This window comes from Thalassotalea loyana (assembly GCF_030161435.1).
Classification (GTDB): domain Bacteria; phylum Pseudomonadota; class Gammaproteobacteria; order Enterobacterales; family Alteromonadaceae; genus Thalassotalea_G; species Thalassotalea_G loyana.
The window spans coordinates 417,722-437,198 of the sequence record NZ_BSSV01000003.1 but is presented as its reverse complement, the minus strand read 5'-3'; the positions used below and the strand labels follow the sequence as shown (position 1 = coordinate 437,198).

Sequence of the window (19,477 nt, the reverse complement as noted above, 5' to 3'; positions counted from 1 at the left end):
CGTTGAGTAAAAAAAAGCACAGTGCTAGCTCTACTCGCTGGCTAAATGAACATTTTGAAGATGAGTATGTGAAAAAGGCGCAGAAACTTGGTTTGAGATCGCGTGCTGTTTTTAAAATTGAAGAAATCAATAATAAAGACAAATTGATTAAACCGGGCATGAAGGTCGTTGACTTAGGGGCCGCTCCAGGTGGTTGGTCAGAGTACGCAGTGAAAGCAGTTGGCGATGATGGTCAAGTTGTGGCGTGTGATATTCTGCCGATGGATCCGATTCCGGGAGTTGACTTCTTGCAAGGAGATTTTCGTGAAGAAGCAGTCCTAGATGCACTTTTGCAACGTATAGATGGTAAGAACATTGATGTTGTGATGTCAGATATGGCTGCAAATTTTACTGGCAATGATTCGGCAGATTCAGCGAGAAGTATGTATCTTGTTGAATTAGCACTAGATATGTGTCATCAAGTTTTAAAGAAAAACGGTGCATTTGTTGTTAAAGTTTTCCAAGGTGAGGGCTTCGATCAGTTTATGAAAGAAGTTCGTAATGTATTTAAAGTGGTAAAAACAAGAAAACCAGAATCGTCTCGTGCGCGTTCTAGAGAAGTTTATCTTGTAGCTACTGGTTTTAAATTGTAGTAAATTAAAAGTAATGAATTTATTTATTCTAAAGAGTCGCATTTTTTTAGACACAGCAAGAGGTTGTTAAGTTGAGCGATATGGCAAAAAATCTTATTTTATGGTTGGTTATTGCAGTTGTCTTAATGTCTGTGTTCCAGAGTTTTACTCCCGGTAACAGCAATGAACAGCAATTAGATTACACTCGTTTTGTACAAGATGTACGACAAGGTCAAGTACGTGAGGCAACTGTTGATCGTAACGGCGTTATCCAAGGGACGAAGCGCAATGGAGAACAGTTTAAAACTGTAATCCCGGGTGGCTACGATCGCGATTTAATTAACGATTTAGTTAAACAAGGTGTGCGTGCAACTGGCGAATTACCAGAAGAGCCAAGCATTCTTACGTCTATCTTTATTTCATGGTTCCCAATGTTGCTCCTGATTGGTGTGTGGATTTTCTTCATGCGTCAAATGCAAGGCGGTGGCGGTAAAGGCGCTATGTCGTTTGGTAAATCAAAAGCACGTTTGTTAAGTGAAGATCAAATTAAAACAACGTTCGCTGATGTAGCGGGTTGTGACGAAGCCAAAGAAGAAGTGGCTGAGTTAGTTGATTACTTGCGTGATCCGACGAAGTTCCAAAAACTTGGTGGTCGTATTCCATCTGGTGTTTTAATGGTTGGTCAGCCAGGTACAGGTAAAACGTTGCTTGCTAAGGCGATTGCCGGTGAAGCAAAAGTACCTTTCTTTTCAATCTCAGGTTCTGACTTTGTAGAAATGTTTGTTGGTGTAGGTGCTTCACGTGTGCGTGATATGTTCGAGCAAGCGAAAAAGTCTGCGCCGTGTATCATTTTTATCGATGAGATTGATGCGGTAGGTCGTCAACGTGGTGCTGGTTTAGGTGGTGGTCACGATGAGCGTGAGCAAACGTTAAACCAAATGTTAGTTGAAATGGATGGCTTTGAAGGTAACGAAGGCGTTATTGTTATTGCAGCAACTAACCGCCCAGACGTGTTAGACCCTGCATTATTGCGTCCTGGCCGTTTCGACCGCCAGGTAACAGTAGGCTTGCCTGACATCCGTGGTCGTGAACAAATCCTAAAGGTTCACATGCGTAAAGTACCAATTGGTGATGACGTTAAGGCGTCAGTTATTGCACGTGGTACACCAGGTTTTTCTGGTGCTGATTTAGCAAACTTAGTGAACGAAGCTGCTTTGTTTGCTGCTCGTGCTTCTCGTCGACTGGTGTCGATGGAAGAGTTTGAAAAAGCAAAAGATAAAATCTTGATGGGTGCTGAACGTCGTTCTATGGTGATGAGCGATGAAGAGAAAGAAATGACAGCATACCACGAAGCAGGTCACGCGATTGTTGGTCGTTTAGTACCAGAGCATGACCCGGTTTACAAAGTAAGTATTATTCCTCGTGGCCGTGCACTAGGTGTCACTATGTACTTGCCTGAGAAAGACCGTTTTAGTCACTCTAAACAACATTTAGAAAGCAATATCTCTTCACTATATGGTGGTCGTATTGCAGAAGAAATTATTTACGGTCCAGACAAAGTATCAACAGGTGCGTCTAATGACATTGAACGTGCAACTAATTTAGCGCGTAAGATGGTAACTCAGTGGGGCTTATCTGAGAAAATGGGTCCTATGCTTTACGCTGAAGAAGAAGGCGAAGTGTTCTTAGGCCGTACATCATCAAAGTCTTTGCACATGTCTGATGAAACTGCACAAGAGATTGACCTAGAAATCAAAGCGTTTTGTAATCGCAACTATGATCGTGCTGAGCAAATCTTAAAAGATAATATGGACATCTTGCATGCCATGAAAGATGCGCTAATGCAGTACGAGACTATCGATGCAGGTCAAATTGATGACTTGATGGAGCGAAAAGAAGTTCGCCCACCAGCAGACGGTGGTGGTTTTGACGACTCAAGTTCTTCTGAGCCGCCAAAAGCTAAAGAAGAGCCAGTCGATGATAGCGCCGTAGAAGATGGCAAAGATGATACAAAAGTAGAGCCGAATTTATCATCATCTAAAGATATCAAAGAATAATTTACTTGATATAATAGAAAGCCCCTAAGTTAGGGGCTTTTTTTTAATTTATTATTTTAAAAACAATAACAACATTTTATGACAGTATCGTTTCTTCAGTGCCCTCACACTATCCTTGACCTTAGTACGCCACATGTCATGGGAATTCTTAATGTTACCCCAGATTCATTTTCTGACGGTGGTAAGTTTTTTAATGCCGAAGATGCACTAAAGCAAGTTCAACGGATGATCGATGACGGTGCCTCAATTATCGATGTTGGCGGTGAATCTACTCGACCAGGTGCAAAAGATGTTAGTCTTGAAGATGAACTTAATCGTGTTATTCCGGTCATTAAAGCAATAAAAGAAAAATTTGATATATTAGTGAGCGTTGATACATCGAAAGCTCAGGTGATGGAACAAAGTATTTTAGCGGGGGCGGATATCATCAATGATGTTCGTGCGTTGCAAAATGAAGGTTGTGTTGAGGTGATGGCGAAGTACCCTAAGGTGCCAATCTGTTTGATGCATATGCAAGGCCTACCTCGAACGATGCAAGAAAACCCTCAGTATGATGATGTGGTTGGTGATATCATTGAGTTTTTTAAACAACGTATTGCTGTATTGTCTAATGCAGGAATCGATAAACAACGTGTTATGCTTGATCCTGGATTTGGATTTGGCAAGACCTTAACGCAAAATTACGAGTTATTGGGGCGACTATCAGAGTTTATGTCGCTTGAATTACCATTGTTTATTGGGATTTCAAGAAAATCTATGATTGGTAATTTACTCAATAGAGAGGTTAATGAGCGTCTTGCTGGTAGCCTAACGGCTGCTGTTATCAGTGCACAGCAAGGCGCCAAGATAATACGTGTTCACGATGTACCAGAAACCGTGGATGCGCTTAAAGTTTTAGCTGCAACGCAGCAATCGTCTTAATAAGGGAAATGTGAATGTCACAAAGAAGATATTTTGGTACCGATGGTGTACGTGGATTAGTTGGAAAGTACCCAATAACGCCTGAGTTTGTTATGAAGCTTGGTTACGCTGCGGGTAAAGTCTTAGCAGCGAGCGGGACAAAGAAAGTACTTATCGGTAAAGATACCCGTATTTCAGGCTACATGTTGGAGTCTGCATTAGAAGCTGGTTTTTCGGCAGCGGGTATCGACATTGGTTTATTAGGTCCGATGCCTACACCAGGCATTGCATATTTGACAAAAACCTTCCGTGCGGAAGCCGGTATTGTCATTAGTGCGTCTCACAATCCGTTTTATGACAACGGCATCAAGTTTTTCTCAGCAAGTGGTGAGAAGCTGCCAGATGAGGTAGAGCTTGCAATTGAAGCTGAACTGGATAAGGAAATGGGATGTGTTGATTCTGCTCAATTGGGTAAGGCTTACCGTATAGAAGATGCCGCTGGTCGTTATATTGAATTCTGTAAGTCTAACTTTCCAAGTGCATTATCACTTAAAGGTTTGAAAATCGTTGTCGATTGCGCTAACGGTGCTACTTATCACATTGCACCGAATGTATTTCGTGAACTAGGTGCAGAGGTTATCGAGCTTGCATCTAAACCAAACGGTACAAATATTAACGATGGTTGTGGTGCAACGTCGATGGATATGATTGCAACTGCTGTTGTTGAGCACAAGGCTGATTTAGGTATTGCGCTTGACGGTGACGGTGACCGTTTAATGATGGTTGACCATACAGGTTATGTTGTTGATGGTGATGAAATCGTTTTTGTTGTTGCGACACATGACTTAGCTAAAGGCACGATGCGTGGTGGTGTTGTTGGGACACTAATGAGTAATATGGGACTTGAACTTGCGTTGGCTGATTTAGGCATTCCTTTTGCGCGTTCTAAAGTTGGTGATCGCTATGTCATGGAGTTGCTACAACAAAATGATTGGCAATTAGGTGCTGAAAACTCAGGTCATATTATTAACTTGAAGCATACATCTACAGGTGATGGCATCATTGCAGCACTTAATGTATTAACAGCAATTATTGATTCAGAAAAATCACTATATGAGTTACGCCAAGGCATGACCATGCTACCTCAAGTTCTCGTTAATGTGCGTTTTTCAGGTGATAATGATCCGCTAACGGCAGATAACGTTGCAACTGCGGTTCATCAAGTTAATGAAAAACTGACTGGCCGAGGTCGAGTGTTGTTACGTAAATCTGGTACAGAGCCATTAATTAGAGTCATGGTAGAAGGTCCAGAGAAAGACGAAGTTACTCAGTATGCAAATGAAATCGCTGACGCGGTTAAATTAGCTTGCCAATAGTTTGGGCTAAAGTGTCTGAAATATAAGCAAACAAACCTAACTTGGGCACAAAAACTTGTAACTTGTGCTCAGGTTAGTTAATATCTCGCCGCTCCAAATTAGGAAAGAAAAATGACTAGACCAACAATTGTTGCTGCTAACTGGAAATTAAATGGTGATTTAGCGTTAGTCTCAAATATGAGTAAAGCGTTATCAGAAGTTGAGTTAGCTGAAAATGTGCAAGTTATTCTTTGTCCTTCAATGATGCATATTGGTGTGCTAACAACGGTAAAAAATGATAATTTTGCGGTTGGTGCTCAAAATGCAAGTGAGCAATTAAAAGGTGCTTTCACTGGTGAAACATCTGTCGAAATGTTAAAAGAGTTCGGCGTAGAATACGTCATTCTTGGACATTCTGAACGCAGAAGTATTTATCACGAGTCAAGTCACCTTGTTGCACAAAAAGTAGCAACAGCGTTAAAAGCAGGTGTTACACCTATTTTATGTATTGGTGAAAGTGAAGACGAACGTGCTTCTAACCAAACGGAAACAGTATTAGCGAGTCAGTTACAGCCGGTAATTGATGAGGTAGGCATTAAAGCCTTTGCAAATATTGTAGTTGCTTATGAGCCTGTTTGGGCAATAGGTACCGGCAAAACAGCCTCTCCGGAAATGGCGCAAGAAACGCATGCATTTATTCGTAAATTTTTAAGCGAACTAAATGCTGACGTAGCACAGCAAATTGCGTTATTATACGGCGGTAGCGTAAATGCTACTAATAGTGAAGAATTGTTTGCTCAAGCGGATATCGACGGTGGTCTTATCGGCGGGGCAAGTTTGAAAGTTGATGAATTTAAAGTCATTTGCTCTAAGGCAAAAGGATAAAACATATAATGTTGTATGAAATTTTAATCATAGTTTATTTAATTGTTGCGATTTGCTTAGTTGGTTTAATTTTAATCCAGCAAGGTAAAGGTGCTGATATGGGCGCATCATTTGGTGCAGGTTCTTCAGCAACAATTTTCGGTTCAAGTGGTTCTGGTAACTTCATGACTCGCGCAACAACTTACCTAGCAATCGGATTTTTCGCGATTAGCTTAATTTTAGGTAAATTAACGGTTGATCGTGTAAACGCTACCGATGAGTGGAACAACTTAGACGCTCCTGTAGAGTCTTCAATCCCAGCAGATGCGTCTGCTGAACCTGCGTCAAACAGCGATGTTCCAGCTGCTGACGATAAGTCTGAGAGCGACGTTCCAGACTAGTCCTCATAACAAATTCGCGGATGTGGTGGAATTGGTAGACACGCCATCTTGAGGGGGTGGTGCTTAACAGCGTGCGGGTTCAAGTCCCGCCATCCGCACCAAATTAAAAAGGGTTGTAGAAATACAGCCCTTTTTTTGTGGGTATTCGATAATCCTTTCTGCTAAACGAGGCTTTGGGTGACCGTAGTTTCTCAAGCACCTATGTGAAGTTAGGCTTTACTCTGTTGAGATTTAATGCCATAAACTCCTATTATTTACTCACTATTACTGCTTGGTGTTGCTGAATTAAACATGACTGAACTAGATAATATCGATAGACAAATCATAGGAATACTACGAACTGATGCTAGAACATCAGTGTCTAACATTGCTCAACAAATCAAAGTTTCTCGTGCAACAATTCAAAATCGCATAGATAAATTGGAAAAATCCGGTGTGATAACTGGCTATACGGCATTGATATCCACAGCAGGCAATCAAAACTTAGCGTCTGTTCGTGCCTTAATGAATATAGAGCTTGTTAGTGCTAACACTGATAAAGTTAAAAACTTATTGCTAACTGAACCTTCTGTGTGCGCAATTCACACCACAAATGGCCGATGGGATATGGTTGTGGAACTCCAAGCAACGTCATTAGAAAGCTTGGATAAGATATTAGGCCGGATACGTGCAATCCCGGATATAACGAGTTCAGAAACAAACATTTTACTCTCCTCAACAAGAACTAAATCATCAGACTTAGCAAGTTGATACTTAGTGCTTACACTTTGCTAGTTTAAGTGTGCAATTAGTCAAAATTGTTCACTAAAAACTGACATCGGTTTATTGAATAATTCCTTAAAAGTAAAGAACAGTATTTTTTGGAGTTTTCATGACTATATATACCGACGTAGATGCCGTTACTTCTATCGTTACACGAAAGGGTGTTTCTCAGTTTATTAATGAATTGATCGTCTACCTTACAGAAGATTTTCGTCTGTGGCCTACATTTGATAAATCTGCGCGCACTGCTGCACATAGCGATGTTGGCGTGATTGAATTAATGCCTATTGCAAATGATAGCCAATTTGCTTTCAAGTACGTTAATGGCCACCCAAATAACGAACGTCATGCTTTGCCAACTGTCATGGCATTCGGTGTACTTGCGGAAGTGGAGACGGGTTACCCTATCTTATTGTCAGAGTTGACTTTAACGACTGCGCTTAGAACCGCTGCAACATCGGTTATGGCCGCTAGACTATTGGCGCGCAATAACTCTGAAGTTATGGCGTTAATAGGTTGTGGCGCACAAAGTGAATTCCAAGCAATTGCGTTCAATGCTTTATTAGGAATAAAACGAATAAAGTATTTCGACATTGATGACAATGCCATGGCCAAGTTTAAAGATAATTTGTCTAGTATCCCAGGACTCACATTAATTCCGTGTAAGAGTGCAGAAGAGGCGTGTATTGACGTTGATATCATTACGACAGTGACGGCTGACAAAAAGTACGCGACGATCATTACACCTGATATGGTAGCGCCCGGTGTTCATATTAATGGAGTTGGTGGTGATTGCCCGGGGAAAACAGAAATTGCAAAAGGTGTGCTGTTACAGGCTGACATTTTTGTTGAGTATGAGCCACAATCTCGGGTTGAAGGAGATATTCAGCAACTCGACGCAACGGATAAAGTGACAGAGCTATGGCAAGTACTTACCGGAGAAGCGAAAGGTCGTACAAACGAGCAGCAAATTACCTTTTTCGATTCTGTAGGATTTGCGCTAGAAGACTATTCTGCACTTCGCTTAATTGCTAAACTCGCGCGAGAATTTAATGTAGGTGAGCCTTTGGCTCTAATTCCAGACTTTAACGATCCCAAAGATCTGTTTGCCTTCGTTAAATAAGCAAAGTATTTAGGAGATAAAATGATGCAAGCACCACGTGCTGTAGTGATGGTAAGGCCGCATTTTTTTACACCAAACCAGCAAACGGCGGCTGATAATGTTTTTCAAAGCCAGTCAAACATGTCCTTGCGGGAGACTAATCAAGCGGCACTAACAGAGGTAAATAACCTCATTAATGCTTTGCAAGATGAAGGAGTACAGACAATTGTGTTTGACGATGAAGGCATCGAGACACCAGACTCTGTATTTCCAAACAATTGGTTTAGTACCCATGAATGTGGCGCCTTAATTACCTACCCAATGTATTGTGAAAATCGTCGGCTAGAGGTCAATCCAAACATCATCAATGCCTTGAGTGAACAATTTCAAGTGAAGTCAGTGATTGATTACTCTCGAGAAGTTGATAAAGGGAGGTTTCTAGAAGGAACGGGGGCAATGGTATTAGATCACGATAATAAAATTGCTTATGCCGTCAAATCAAACAGAATGGATGCTAGCTTGATGGAAGATGTATGCGGAGAGCTTGGCTATCGTTCTTGTGTTTTTGACGCCTGTGATGACGATGGTGTTGCCATTTATCATACGAACGTCATGATGTGTGTCACTGAGCACTTTGTCATGATAGGACTAGAGATGATTAGCAATCTTGCACAGCGACAGACCGTTATTGATACCATAGAATCGACAGGCAAGCGTATTATCGAGCTTACGACTGAGCAGATTAAACATTTTGCTGGTAACGCGCTGGAGATATATTCGCCTTTAGGCAATGTACTGGCGATGTCCGGATCGGCAAAAGCGGTGTTGTCTGCGGCACAAAAAGTAGCGATTGAAAAGCATCTCAAAATTCTTGCAGTAGACATCCCCACGATAGAATTAGCAGGGGGTTCTGTTCGTTGTATGTTAGCTGGCATTCATCTCGCATCTAAGTAGTTTTCTCGCGTTGAATATGGCAATGATATTTAACGCGAGCCCCTGTATCTACCTACATATTCAATCATAGGTAACTCATGTCATGAGACTTATATTGCGTTTTTTACGTTATTGGAATAAGTCTTTAACTATTAATTGTATTTATAGTTAAGGATGATAAAGCATCATTATTATTTAATTTACTCTCCCCTCACACTGAAGACTGATGAAAAAAACAGCGCAATTAACCATCGAGTTAACTTACGAATAATAACAACCGCGCTGAGTATTTAAAGGGGGAGCTATATGTTCAATTACAACAAGAAAATTACGTTCAAAAAAAGCAAAATTTGTTTAGCGTTAATGGCAACAACAACGCTTTCATCATCATTCACTATAGTGGCTGATGATGAGACCAAAGGCCTTGAGCGAATCACGGTAACTGCGCAAAAAAGAGTGCAGTCATTACAGGAGATTCCAAACTCAATTACAGCAATGTCTGGTGAAGATTTAGTTGAGCAGCAAGCGACCGATTTACTCGACTTGTCGGAATCACTACCAAATGTTCATTTAACAGAAACATCAAGTAGTAAACGCATATTTATACGCGGCATTGGTTCCGGTACAAACAGTGGTTTCGAACAGTCTGTGGCACTATTCAAAGACGGAATCTATATGGGGCGAGGACATCAGGCTAAGTTTCCATTAATTGACGTAGAAAGGGTGGAGGTTGTAAAAGGCCCACAAGCTGTGATGTTTGGCAAAAACGCAACGGCAGGCGCCATCAGTATAACATCGCGCAGACCACTCATTGATAGCGATGAAATTGAAGGAAATATTGATGCCTCATACGGTACAGATCAGCAAAAAAAGCTGACTGCCGTTGCAAATATCCCTGTGTCAGATGATTTTGCGATTCGTTTAGCAGGTTTTAGTGAATCGGCAGACGGTTACTTAAACAACCTTGCACGTAACCAAGATGAAGTTGAAACCAAAGCGAGTGGTTTTAGAATTAGTGCACTTTGGCAAGCAAGCGACAAACTTGAGATTTTAGGTCAGGTTGAGCACAGCCAGTTTGAGAGCACAGGCTCTCGTTATCAATACATTATTGATAGCGAAAATCGAGATGCGCAAATAGTAAGCGACCCGACAAACCCTGCGAATGTGGGTTATCGAAGTTTATTATTGCAGGACAGCACAGGTCTTGATTACAACAGTATGGTCGATGGCTCACAGCACCCTGGTGGCTTAAATGAGGGGAGTGATACCGATGTCACAAACGCCATGATTCAACTGACATATCAACTTGAACAACATGAGCTTGTATCAATTAGCACTTACAGTGACTATCACTGGGATAGTCTCTTTGATGCAGATTACTCAGAATTAAGTTTGATAAAGCAAACCTACATTGAAGATTTTGAGCAATTTACTCAAGAACTGCGCATTAGCTCAGATTTAGCAGGAGAGTTTAATTACATTGCAGGTGTTTATTTTCAAAAAACACAATTAAGTCACCCTAACGATATTGTACTTGGGGCATCAGTTTTAATTCCAGATCTTATTGGTACTTCTCTTGGGATAGCCGCTGATTTTGAACAGGATCAAACCGCATACTCCATATTTGCCTCAGGAAACTGGCGATTCTCGCCAGATTGGCAGTTAAATTTGGGGCTGCGCTATCAAAAAGAAGAAAAAGAGGTTAGCAATAAACAAACGATATATACCTTGTTTAGTGACATTACGCCTGAACCGGTAAAACAATTTGCAGCACTAGCTGCGCCGAGTATTACAGCCAGTTTATCGGGTGCATTTGCTAATGATTTAGTTGCAGAACGAGATGAATCACACCTTTCACCAAGCGTTAGCCTGCAATATAGGGGTATTGAAAATACCATGCTGTTTGCTAATGCAAGCATTGGCTACAAAGGTGGGGGCTTCGATGGCTCAGGTCTCAATAGTTCTCAGGGTAGTGTTATCGATCCTAACTCTGGATTTGAGTATGAAGATGAAAAGGCAACAGCTTATGAGATTGGGGCAAAATCAGAGTTGATAGAAGGCATTTGGGAACTCAATGCAACACTTTTCTTAACAGATTACGATGATCTGCAAGTCTCTGAGTTCAACGGTAATGCTTTTGTTGTCGCTAACGCGGCTCAAACAAGAGTGCAAGGTGCAGAATTCGAATCACGTTGGGCCATTAATGAGAATTGGCAGTTAAATGCTCAACTTGCGCTATTAGATTTCGAATATCAAGCGTATGACTCGGCCTCTCCGACGGTACGACAATCTGAGCTATTGGGAATGGCCACTCAAGACCTAACCGGAAAAACGGGAGCATTTGCGCCAAAATACTCTGGAAATATTGAGCTTAATTATCAAAATGAGATTGGTGAAGGGTATTGGTTCGACGCGGCTGTTAATGTTCGCTTTGTCGATGATCAATACCTTGAGCAAGATCTAGACCCAGTAGCGATTCAAGAAAGTTATCAAAAGATTAATGCGCGAATTGCGATTAGTAGCCCAGATGAACATTGGCAAGTGGCGTTGCTAGCCAAGAATCTAACGGATGAGCAAACATTTTCACAGGCAAACGACGTCCCGGTTATTAGCTATGCTCATCGATTTTTGACGGAACGAGGAAGAGAGTATCATCTCCAACTAAGCTATCGCTTTTAACTTGGATTGATGCCCACAGGGAAAAGTTGATGTGCAATTGCCATCAACTTTTCTCTTATCCATTGGTTGATAGGATCAGCGTCCGTTTGCTGGTGCCAATACATATGGACAGGTAATAGGGGCACTTCAAAAGGAAGAGGAGACACTACAATAGGGAGTTTTCCTTTTAATGTGTTTGCATACGCGTTAGGCATTGTTAGTAACATGTCACAATGACAGGCAACACTGGCTGCCGCAAAATAATGCTCACACCTAAGAGCGACATTTCTTGAAACCCCATGTTTGGCGAGTGCCATGTCCACTATATCTACCGTTGCACCTTTAAGGGTAACAATACCGTGTGGAAAACGTTGATAATTTTCTAATGTTAGTGCTTTTAAAATAGGGTGGTCGGGTCGACAAACTAAAGAGAAGTGCTCATTGCAAACGAATTGACTATTAATTTTTTCACTTGTTGGTACTAATACGTCAATCACAACATCAATGGCTTGCTCTGTTAGTAATTGCTCCATTTCTAAATGACTAATTTGTCGACTTCTAATCTTCATATTTGGTGTATTGGTGACTAAGTCGGTCATTAACGGAGGAAAAAATAACGATTCGAGAATATCTCGTAAGCCAAGTTTTATTTCCTTGTTATGTTGAGAGATATCGAAACTACTGTTTGGGACGAGAGTCGCCTCCAAATTAGCCAGTGATTCAATAATCTTAGGCATAATTGTTTGGCAAGTTTCCGACGGCACCATTTTACGTCCATGTCTGATAAACAAGGGATCATTGAACTTCTCGCGAAGTCTCGCTAAGGAATGACTTACCGCTGGCTGGGTAATGTGTAATTTCTCGGCAGCCGCTGTAATTGAGCCTTGTTGATACACTTCCAAAAGTACAGTGAACAAGTTTAAATCTATTTTACTATGAAGCATATTTATGTGTTTTTATAATTTTGTATCATTTGAGTTTATGTTAAGGCTTTGTAGACTGAAGTCAATCGTATAAAAAGAAGACAAGTCTATGAACAACATTGAAGCTCAAATTCAACAAGCAACGCGCGGTGATAACCAGTTTAAGGTTCCTCGTCCACCTCAATTTGACGATAAGGCACAACAACAACAATATGAAAAACAGCGTTTGGCGGCAGCATTCCGCGTTTTTGCATTATATGGTTTTGATGAGGGGTTAGCGGGTCATATCACAGTCCGAGATTGTATAGAACCAGAAACATTTTGGGTCAATCCACTCGGTATTCATTTTGCACACATCAAAGCCTCTGACTTAGTTCGTGTTGATCATGACGGCAATATTGTTGAGGGCCATTTCCCCATCAATAATGCCGCGTTTGCAATTCATTCTCGTATCCATCATGCACGACCTGATATTAATGCGGTTGCTCATGCACATACAACGTATGGAAGAGCGTTTTCAGCATTGGGACAATTGCTTAAACCAATATCTCAAGATGCCTGTCAGTTCTATCAAAATCACGCAGTGTTAAACACCTTTACCGGCGTTGTTGCAGAAACAGAAGAAGGAGACATGATTGCTAAAGCACTTGATACAAATAGTGCGGTTATTTTGCAAAACCATGGTTTGTTGACTGTCGGTAAGACTGTAGATGCAGCGGCTGCAAATTTTGTCATGATGGACAGCTGTTGTCATAGTCAATTGCTAGCACAATCTGCTGGTTCATTAATTGAAGTTGATCATGATACTGCTATGAAAACCCGTCAGGTTAATGCATCTGATATTGTCACCTGGGGTAATTTCCAACCACTTTACCAACGTGTTGCCGAGCAAGACTCTAGTTTCTTGGAGTAATAGGTTATGACGGCGCAAGGGGAAAATATTTCAGCGGCAACAACAGAGCAACTATCAGCACCTGATACGAGTGCGTTGGAAGCCAGTATGCTGCCAAATTCTATTTATGACGCTATATGGCAGTCAGCAAGTCGTTATGGCGATCAAACGGCGATAAAATTTTTACTTGATGGCAGCTGCTTTGGACCAAATAACATTCCATTAAAAAAGCGCTTAATTCATAAAGCCATAAAGCTTATTAAAGGGCAAGACTTTGCTCAGCCGTATCGAGAAGTTAGCTTTAACGAGCTTGCTAAACAAGTAACTCAGGTTGCAAATGCGTTAGTTAACACAGGTTTGAGCCAAGGTGGCGTAACGAGTTTGTTGTTACCTAACTTTCCTGAGACATACAGCGCATTATGGGGAGCTGAAACCGCCGGTGTCGCCAATCCAATAAACCCTATGCTGGAAGCGGAGATTATTGCCGAAATCATGACAACGGCAAATACTGAGGTATTAATTGCTTTGGGACCGGTTCCCGGCAGTGATATCTGGGAAAAAGTTTTAGCGGTAAAAGACCGAGTGCCGAGCTTAAAAGCGGTTGTCAGCCTTTTTGGCCCGCATGAAATCTCCGATGGAAAAGTACCGATATACAGTTTTCATCAATGGATCGAAAATGCTGAAGGTCAATACTTCTCATCAGAGGTACCGTGCCAGTATGATACGGCAGCCTATTTTCATACGGGTGGGACAACAGGACTTCCAAAACTAGCAAAACAAAGTCATTTAAATCAGTTATCGAATGCTAAACAGGTCAACCTTGTATTACCGATTGACAGTGGTGACACTATGTTTGTTGGTTTACCTATTTTTCATGTTAATGCTGCAAATGCCACTGGATTAGGTTCCGTAATGACGGGGTCAACCATTTTAATGGCAGGACCTGCGGGATTTCGTACAAAAGACGTATTACCAAACTTAATTGATTTACTCATTCATTTTGATGTTTCGATTATGATGGCGGTACCAACGGTTTATTCTGCAGTTGTTGAGTCATTATCGCAAAATGATAACGCTAAGATTAATCAATTGAAGATGAAGTTAGCGATTAGTGGTGCAGCACCACTTTCCCCAACCTTAAAGGAAAAGTTCACTCAACTCGTTGGTATCCCGTTAGTTGAGGGTTATGGCGCGACCGAAACAACAGCAGTGAGTAGCTTAATGCCAATTAATGATATGGCAGTTAGGCCCTCTGTTGGCTTACCTCTTCCTATGCTCGATCTAAAGATACTAGACATTGACGAGCAGGGAGAGCTAATTAGTGTATGTGATACCGACCAAGTAGGCGAGATTGCTGTTGCAGGACCTAACGTATTTCAAGGGTATTTAGAAGACAGCCATAATGAGAAATGCTGGATCCAAGTTCCTGATGAGGTGGTGGGCGAGAAACGCTATTTTCGAACCGGTGATTTGGGCCGTATTGACCAACATGGCTATTTATCACTCGCCGGTAGACAGAAAGAGTTAATCATTAGAGGCGGGCATAATATCGACCCCAAAATGATTGAAGACATTGCTAGTAAGCATCCTGCGGTTTCTCTTGCAGCTGCCGTTGGTCGTCCTGATGCTTATGCTGGTGAAGTCCCCGTTCTCTACGTAACATTAGTTGAGAATAAACGGGTTACGGATACCGAAATCCTCGAGTACGTGGCGGCTAATATTCCAGAACGCGCTGCGACGCCGAAACAAGTCATTGTATTGGATGACATGCCAACCACTGCGATAGGTAAAATATTCAAGCCTCAACTTAACTGCTACCAAGTTGAACTAGTCATTGAGGCCGCCATTTTGGCGATTCCAAACTTAACAAATGAGTTGATTAACGTAGCAGCTAGCCCAAGCAAACAACATGGCATATTAGCAATAATCGAGCTGAGAGATGAACTTGATGATATTCAGATCAAGGTTGCAGAAGCACTTGCAAACTATGCCATTCACTATGAAATAAAATCTGTTTCGATGGAAAGTCGTCAGTCATCTCAACGGAAACATGTCGCATGACCGAATCCGTATTAACACAAGTTCTTCTTCCAGCAGCTATAGCAATTATCATGCTTGGTATGGGATTAAGTTTGTCGCTTAACGATTTTACGCGTTTATTTCGTCTCCCTAAAGCAGTAGTAACTGGCCTTATGGGTCAGTTGCTATTGCTCCCCACGGTTGCATTTGCACTGTGCTTTGCCTTTGGACTAGGCCCTGAGATGGCTGTAGGGCTCATGATTTTAGCTGCATGCCCTGGTGGTACTATGTCTAATGTGATTAGTCAGCTTTGTCGAGCTAATCTCGCACTCTCAGTCACTTTAACGGCCTGTTGCACACTTGTTGGTATAGTTTCTACACCTTGGCTAATTGCAGTCTCTTATCAATACTTTGTAGGTGAAGTGGCAACTGACTTTTCATTAATAAGCGCTTCGTTGAGCTTGATGGTAATTACTTTAGTACCGATCGCTATTGGAATGATGATAAAGCATCGGTGGCAGGAGAAAGCGTATCGGATTGAACCTTATTTTAGAAAAGGCTCATCGATGTTTATGTTTATAATGATCATTGCCATTTTAGTGCAGGAACGCACACAGCTTATTGAGTCTTTTTCTCAGCTGTTTTGGGTGTGTTTGTCTCTAAATATGTTAACCATTGCATTAGGGCTAGTGCTGGCTAAGATCCAAAACCTTGATTGGCAAGACGCATTGACCCTTGCGATTGAGATAGGGATACAAAATGCGACACTTGCGATATTGATCTCTTTATCATTTTTAAAACAGTCTGCTTTAGCACTACCAGCAGGGGTTTACGGAATAACAATGTACATCGGTGCAGTCATGCTACTAGCTGCAACTAAAGTTAAGTTAACGAGAAATGAATGCAGTGTGAACAACGTCTCTTAACCATTGAATCGCCGGGTCCTGTTCAGTGTTTTGGTGCCAATATAAATGCGTTGCTATTTTTGGGAGCTGGATTGGGAGCTCAACAATAACCAAGGAGTCATCAACAAGCTCTTTTGCAATCATCGATGGTAAGGTGAGTAAATAATCATTGCCTGCAAGTAGGGCTTTTGCCGTATGATAGTTTTGACAGCGCGTTTGAATCTTACGGTTTAAACCTCGTTGTAAAAAGGCGATATCTTCAACTACATTACCATCACTTCTATTTGAAACAGCAATATGCTTACGCTCAAAATACTCAGCCTCAGACATTTTTTTATTTGGAGCATACTGTTTCGACATCAAAATAGCGAAATTATCGTCTGATAAAGGTAAGTGTTTGATTGGCATTTTAAGCGCACGCGCAACGTCAATTACCACATCAACTTGACGATTCGAGAGTTGGCGAGCCACGTTTTCTCTATTGAGCTTTACACTCTTTATTTGCGCAAAAGGTGCTTGCTGAGCAACAGCTTCCTGAATACTTGGCAATACTAGCGCTTCAAGCGCTTCATGAATGGCAAGTGTGAATGTCTGGTGGCTCTGTGCCAATTCAAATTCGCCACAACTTTGCAATACACTACGTAACTTAGCCAATAGGTCTATGATTTCCGGTGCTATTTGACGACATGAAGATGTTGGTTCCATATTTGAACCTTTCCTGACAAATAATTCATCGCCTAGTGATTCTCGTAGCCTTTTTACCGCATGGCTAATCGCTGAAGGGCTCACAAACAAGACTTTTGCGGCTTGCGTCATATTTCGTTCGATATACAGCGCTTCAAATACTTTAAGCAAGTTCAAATCGAGTTGTTTCATTGGTTTGTCAGCTAACATCGTAAATCAGATACTGTTGATGAATAATATTCATTGTATATTATCAATAAACTTCACTTCATTCATCTTTGATGTTGCATTAGGCTAGGTACATTATTTAAATTTTGCCAAAAGAGGCGTATCTAATGGATTTTCAAACAAGTGCTAAAACGCAGGATTACCTTTCGCGTATTAAAACGTTTATGAATGAGCATGTATTTCCGGTTGAGCAGGAAATACTTGCTGAGAATCATCGATTAAACCCAGACGGAGATTGGACACAATGGCGAGTGCCAGAAGCCATTAAAACGCTAAAGCTAAAGGCACAAGAACAAGGGTTGTGGAACCTATTTTTACCTGATGAAACACTTGGAAAAGGCCTAACATGTCTCGAATATGCACCAATAGCTGAAGAAACAGGTAAGGTCATATTTGCACCTGAGATATTCAATTGTAATGCGCCTGATACGGGAAACATGGAAGTGTTATACCATTTTGGTAGTCAGCAACAAAAAGATAAGTGGTTAACACCGTTACTGGCAGGTGAAATTCGCTCTGTCTTTGGTATGACTGAGCCAGACGTAGCGTCATCAGATGCGACCAATATGGAAGCGCGTATCGAAGAGGATGGTAATGAACTTGTCCTCAACGGCAAGAAATGGTGGACGACTGGCTTGGGGCATCCAGACGCTAAAATTGCTATTTTTATGGGGTTATCAAACCCCGAAAATGATAAGCATAGCCAGCATGCTATGGTCATTGTGCCATTAGATACACCAGGTGTTGAAATCAAGCGTATGTTAACAGCAAGCCAAGACTTTGATGCGCCATATGGCCATGGTGAAATGCACTTTACCAATGTTAGAGTCCCAAAAGAAAACCTGATTTTAGGGATGGGTAAAGGGTTCGCAATCGCACAGGGAAGATTAGGCCCAGGCCGTATTCACCATTGCATGCGAGCGATTGGTGCAGCAGAGCGATGTCTTGAGTTAATGATTAAACGGGGTATGCAGCGTGTTGCCTTTGGTAAACCTATTATCAAATTAGGTGGTAATTTAGAGCGAGTTGCGCAGGCACGCATGGCGATAGATCAAGCCAGACTGCTAACGTTAAATGCGGCATGGAAAATAGATAACTTGGGCGTTAAACAAGCAATGACAGAAATATCGGCCATTAAGGTTGTTGTGCCTAACATGCTTCAGATGGTGAGTGATATGGCTATTCAAATACATGGCGGGGCTGGAGTCTCAGGTGATTTGCCTCTTTCAACATTTAGTGCGATGGCCAGAATGCTTAGATTAGCTGATGGCCCGGATGAGGTGCATATGGGTATGGTGTCTCGCATAGAAATAAACAAGTATCGATAGGTGAAAAATGACAAGGGTTCTGATCACTGGGGGCGCAACAGGCTTTGGTAAAGCACTTGCGTTGTGTTGGGCTAAACACTATCAAAAAGCCAACAAAAAGCTAAGTATATGTATCGCAGACATACATGAAGAACGCGCGTTAGAAACAATGGCTGATTTAAAGGCATTGGGGGCAAACGTTTTATTTAGTGTTTGTGATATTACCGACATTAATCAGATTAGGGCGACGCAAGTTTTAGTTGATGAACATTGGCAAGGTATTGATGTTGTAATAAATAACGCGGGCGTTGCCACAGGTGGCTCACTAAAAAGTGAAACAATTGAGCAATGGCAATGGGTGTTTAATATTAATCTTTTCGGGATGGTGCAAGTTAGCCAAGTATTTGTTGACAGCTTTCGATCTCAAGGCCACGGCTATTTCATTAATATCGCCTCTCAAGCAGGCGTTACACCAGTACCGTTAATGGGCAGTTATAACGCTGTTAAAGCGGCAGTAGTATCGTTTTCTGAGACCATGAAACTAGAATTAGCAAGTGACAATATTGATGTTAGCGTTGTTTGCCCAAGCTTTTTTAAAACGCATCTGAATGAATCAATGAGAACGAATGAGCCGGTGATGAAGGAAAGTGTTAACCGCCTATTTGCCAAGGCCGATATGAGCGCTGACCAAGTGGCAGAAAGTGTTTATCAACAATCAAAAGCCAGACCATTTCTAATGCTTACCCACAAACAAGGTCGTACAGCGTATTTCATGAAGAAATTCTTGCCGTTGAATATCTACATCAACCGCGTTATCGCTGCGACAAACAAAATGGTTGTGCGAGCAAAACAAGCTTCACAAAAAACGGAGTAATA

At 41.6% G+C, this 19,477-nt stretch carries 17 protein-coding genes and 1 tRNA gene; 16 read left to right on the top strand and 2 right to left on the bottom strand.

The genetic code is table 11. The features are described from left to right. Positions 1-2 precede the first annotated feature (2 nt). The 11 genes from rlmE to QQK05_RS09595 all read left to right on the top strand — a co-directional run bounded on the left by rlmE (position 3) and on the right by QQK05_RS09595 (position 11,664). The gene (gene rlmE / locus QQK05_RS09645) at positions 3-632 is read left to right on the top strand and encodes a 23S rRNA (uridine(2552)-2'-O)-methyltransferase RlmE (RefSeq protein WP_284297998.1); all 630 of its coding nucleotides are present in this window, start codon (positions 3-5) and stop codon (positions 630-632) included. 71 nt (positions 633-703) lie between these two features. Then, positions 704-2,668, top strand: a complete 1,965-nt coding sequence (ftsH, locus tag QQK05_RS09640) for an ATP-dependent zinc metalloprotease FtsH (protein ID WP_284297996.1) — start codon at positions 704-706, stop codon at positions 2,666-2,668. 78 nt (positions 2,669-2,746) lie between these two features. After that, positions 2,747-3,589, top strand: a complete 843-nt coding sequence (gene folP / locus QQK05_RS09635) for a dihydropteroate synthase (protein WP_284297994.1) — start codon at positions 2,747-2,749, stop codon at positions 3,587-3,589. 14 nt (positions 3,590-3,603) lie between these two features. Further along, positions 3,604-4,944: a phosphoglucosamine mutase gene (glmM, locus tag QQK05_RS09630; RefSeq protein WP_284297992.1), complete on the top strand. Its 1,341-nt coding sequence runs from the start codon at positions 3,604-3,606 to the stop codon at positions 4,942-4,944. A 111-nt stretch (positions 4,945-5,055) separates the two neighbouring features. Beyond that, entirely contained in the window at positions 5,056-5,808 is a 753-nt protein-coding gene (tpiA, locus tag QQK05_RS09625) for a triose-phosphate isomerase (RefSeq protein ID WP_284297990.1), read from the top strand. 8 nt (positions 5,809-5,816) lie between these two features. Then, positions 5,817-6,188: a preprotein translocase subunit SecG gene (gene secG, locus QQK05_RS09620; protein ID WP_284297988.1), complete on the top strand. Its 372-nt coding sequence runs from the start codon at positions 5,817-5,819 to the stop codon at positions 6,186-6,188. A 16-nt stretch (positions 6,189-6,204) separates the two neighbouring features. Continuing rightward, positions 6,205-6,289: transfer RNA gene (locus tag QQK05_RS09615), tRNA-Leu, on the top strand. Positions 6,290-6,479: 190 nt separating this feature from the next. Next, positions 6,480-6,938, top strand: a complete 459-nt coding sequence (locus tag QQK05_RS09610) for an Lrp/AsnC family transcriptional regulator (protein ID WP_284297986.1) — start codon at positions 6,480-6,482, stop codon at positions 6,936-6,938. A 121-nt stretch (positions 6,939-7,059) separates the two neighbouring features. Further along, on the top strand, positions 7,060-8,073 hold the full coding sequence (locus QQK05_RS09605; protein ID WP_284297985.1) for an ornithine cyclodeaminase: 1,014 nt from the start codon (positions 7,060-7,062) through the stop codon (positions 8,071-8,073). Between the two features lie 21 nt (positions 8,074-8,094). After that, a complete protein-coding gene (gene ctlX, locus QQK05_RS09600) occupies positions 8,095-9,006 on the top strand; it encodes a citrulline utilization hydrolase CtlX (RefSeq protein ID WP_284297982.1) in 912 nt (303 codons plus the stop codon). A gap of 285 nt (positions 9,007-9,291) precedes the next feature. Beyond that, positions 9,292-11,664 (top strand): TonB-dependent receptor, encoded by a 2,373-nt coding sequence (locus QQK05_RS09595; RefSeq protein ID WP_284297980.1) that lies wholly within the window; start codon positions 9,292-9,294, stop codon positions 11,662-11,664. On the opposite strand, the gene QQK05_RS09590 is transcribed toward QQK05_RS09595, so the two are convergent. Next, on the bottom strand, positions 11,661-12,587 hold the full coding sequence (locus QQK05_RS09590) for a LysR family transcriptional regulator (RefSeq protein WP_284297978.1): 927 nt from the start codon (positions 12,585-12,587) through the stop codon (positions 11,661-11,663). The genes QQK05_RS09595 and QQK05_RS09590 overlap by 4 nt on opposite strands. 88 nt (positions 12,588-12,675) lie before the next feature. Between QQK05_RS09590 and QQK05_RS09585 the strand changes: the two genes are divergently transcribed. Genes QQK05_RS09585 through QQK05_RS09575 form a run of 3 tightly spaced genes read left to right on the top strand, consistent with a single transcriptional unit; the run spans position 12,676 to position 16,403 of the window. Next, complete coding sequence (locus QQK05_RS09585) at positions 12,676-13,479, top strand: class II aldolase/adducin family protein (RefSeq protein WP_284297976.1); 804 nt, start codon at positions 12,676-12,678, stop codon at positions 13,477-13,479. A gap of 6 nt (positions 13,480-13,485) precedes the next feature. Next, complete coding sequence (locus tag QQK05_RS09580) at positions 13,486-15,519, top strand: AMP-binding protein (protein WP_284297974.1); 2,034 nt, start codon at positions 13,486-13,488, stop codon at positions 15,517-15,519. Beyond that, a complete protein-coding gene (locus QQK05_RS09575) occupies positions 15,516-16,403 on the top strand; it encodes a bile acid:sodium symporter family protein (RefSeq protein ID WP_284297972.1) in 888 nt (295 codons plus the stop codon). The genes QQK05_RS09580 and QQK05_RS09575 overlap by 4 nt, the downstream gene beginning before the upstream one ends. Here the strand turns inward: QQK05_RS09575 and QQK05_RS09570 are convergent. Beyond that, positions 16,365-17,258, bottom strand: a complete 894-nt coding sequence (locus QQK05_RS09570; RefSeq protein ID WP_284297970.1) for a LysR family transcriptional regulator — start codon at positions 17,256-17,258, stop codon at positions 16,365-16,367. The two genes, QQK05_RS09575 and QQK05_RS09570, sit on opposite strands and share 39 nt — an antisense overlap. Before the next feature lie 143 nt (positions 17,259-17,401). On the opposite strand from QQK05_RS09570, the gene QQK05_RS09565 reads away from it, so the two are divergent. Continuing rightward, the gene (locus QQK05_RS09565; protein ID WP_284297968.1) at positions 17,402-18,622 is read left to right on the top strand and encodes an acyl-CoA dehydrogenase family protein; all 1,221 of its coding nucleotides are present in this window, start codon (positions 17,402-17,404) and stop codon (positions 18,620-18,622) included. A gap of 7 nt (positions 18,623-18,629) precedes the next feature. After that, positions 18,630-19,475, top strand: coding sequence for an SDR family oxidoreductase (locus QQK05_RS09560; protein WP_284297966.1), 846 nt, complete (start codon positions 18,630-18,632; stop codon positions 19,473-19,475). Positions 19,476-19,477: the final 2 nt, after the last annotated feature.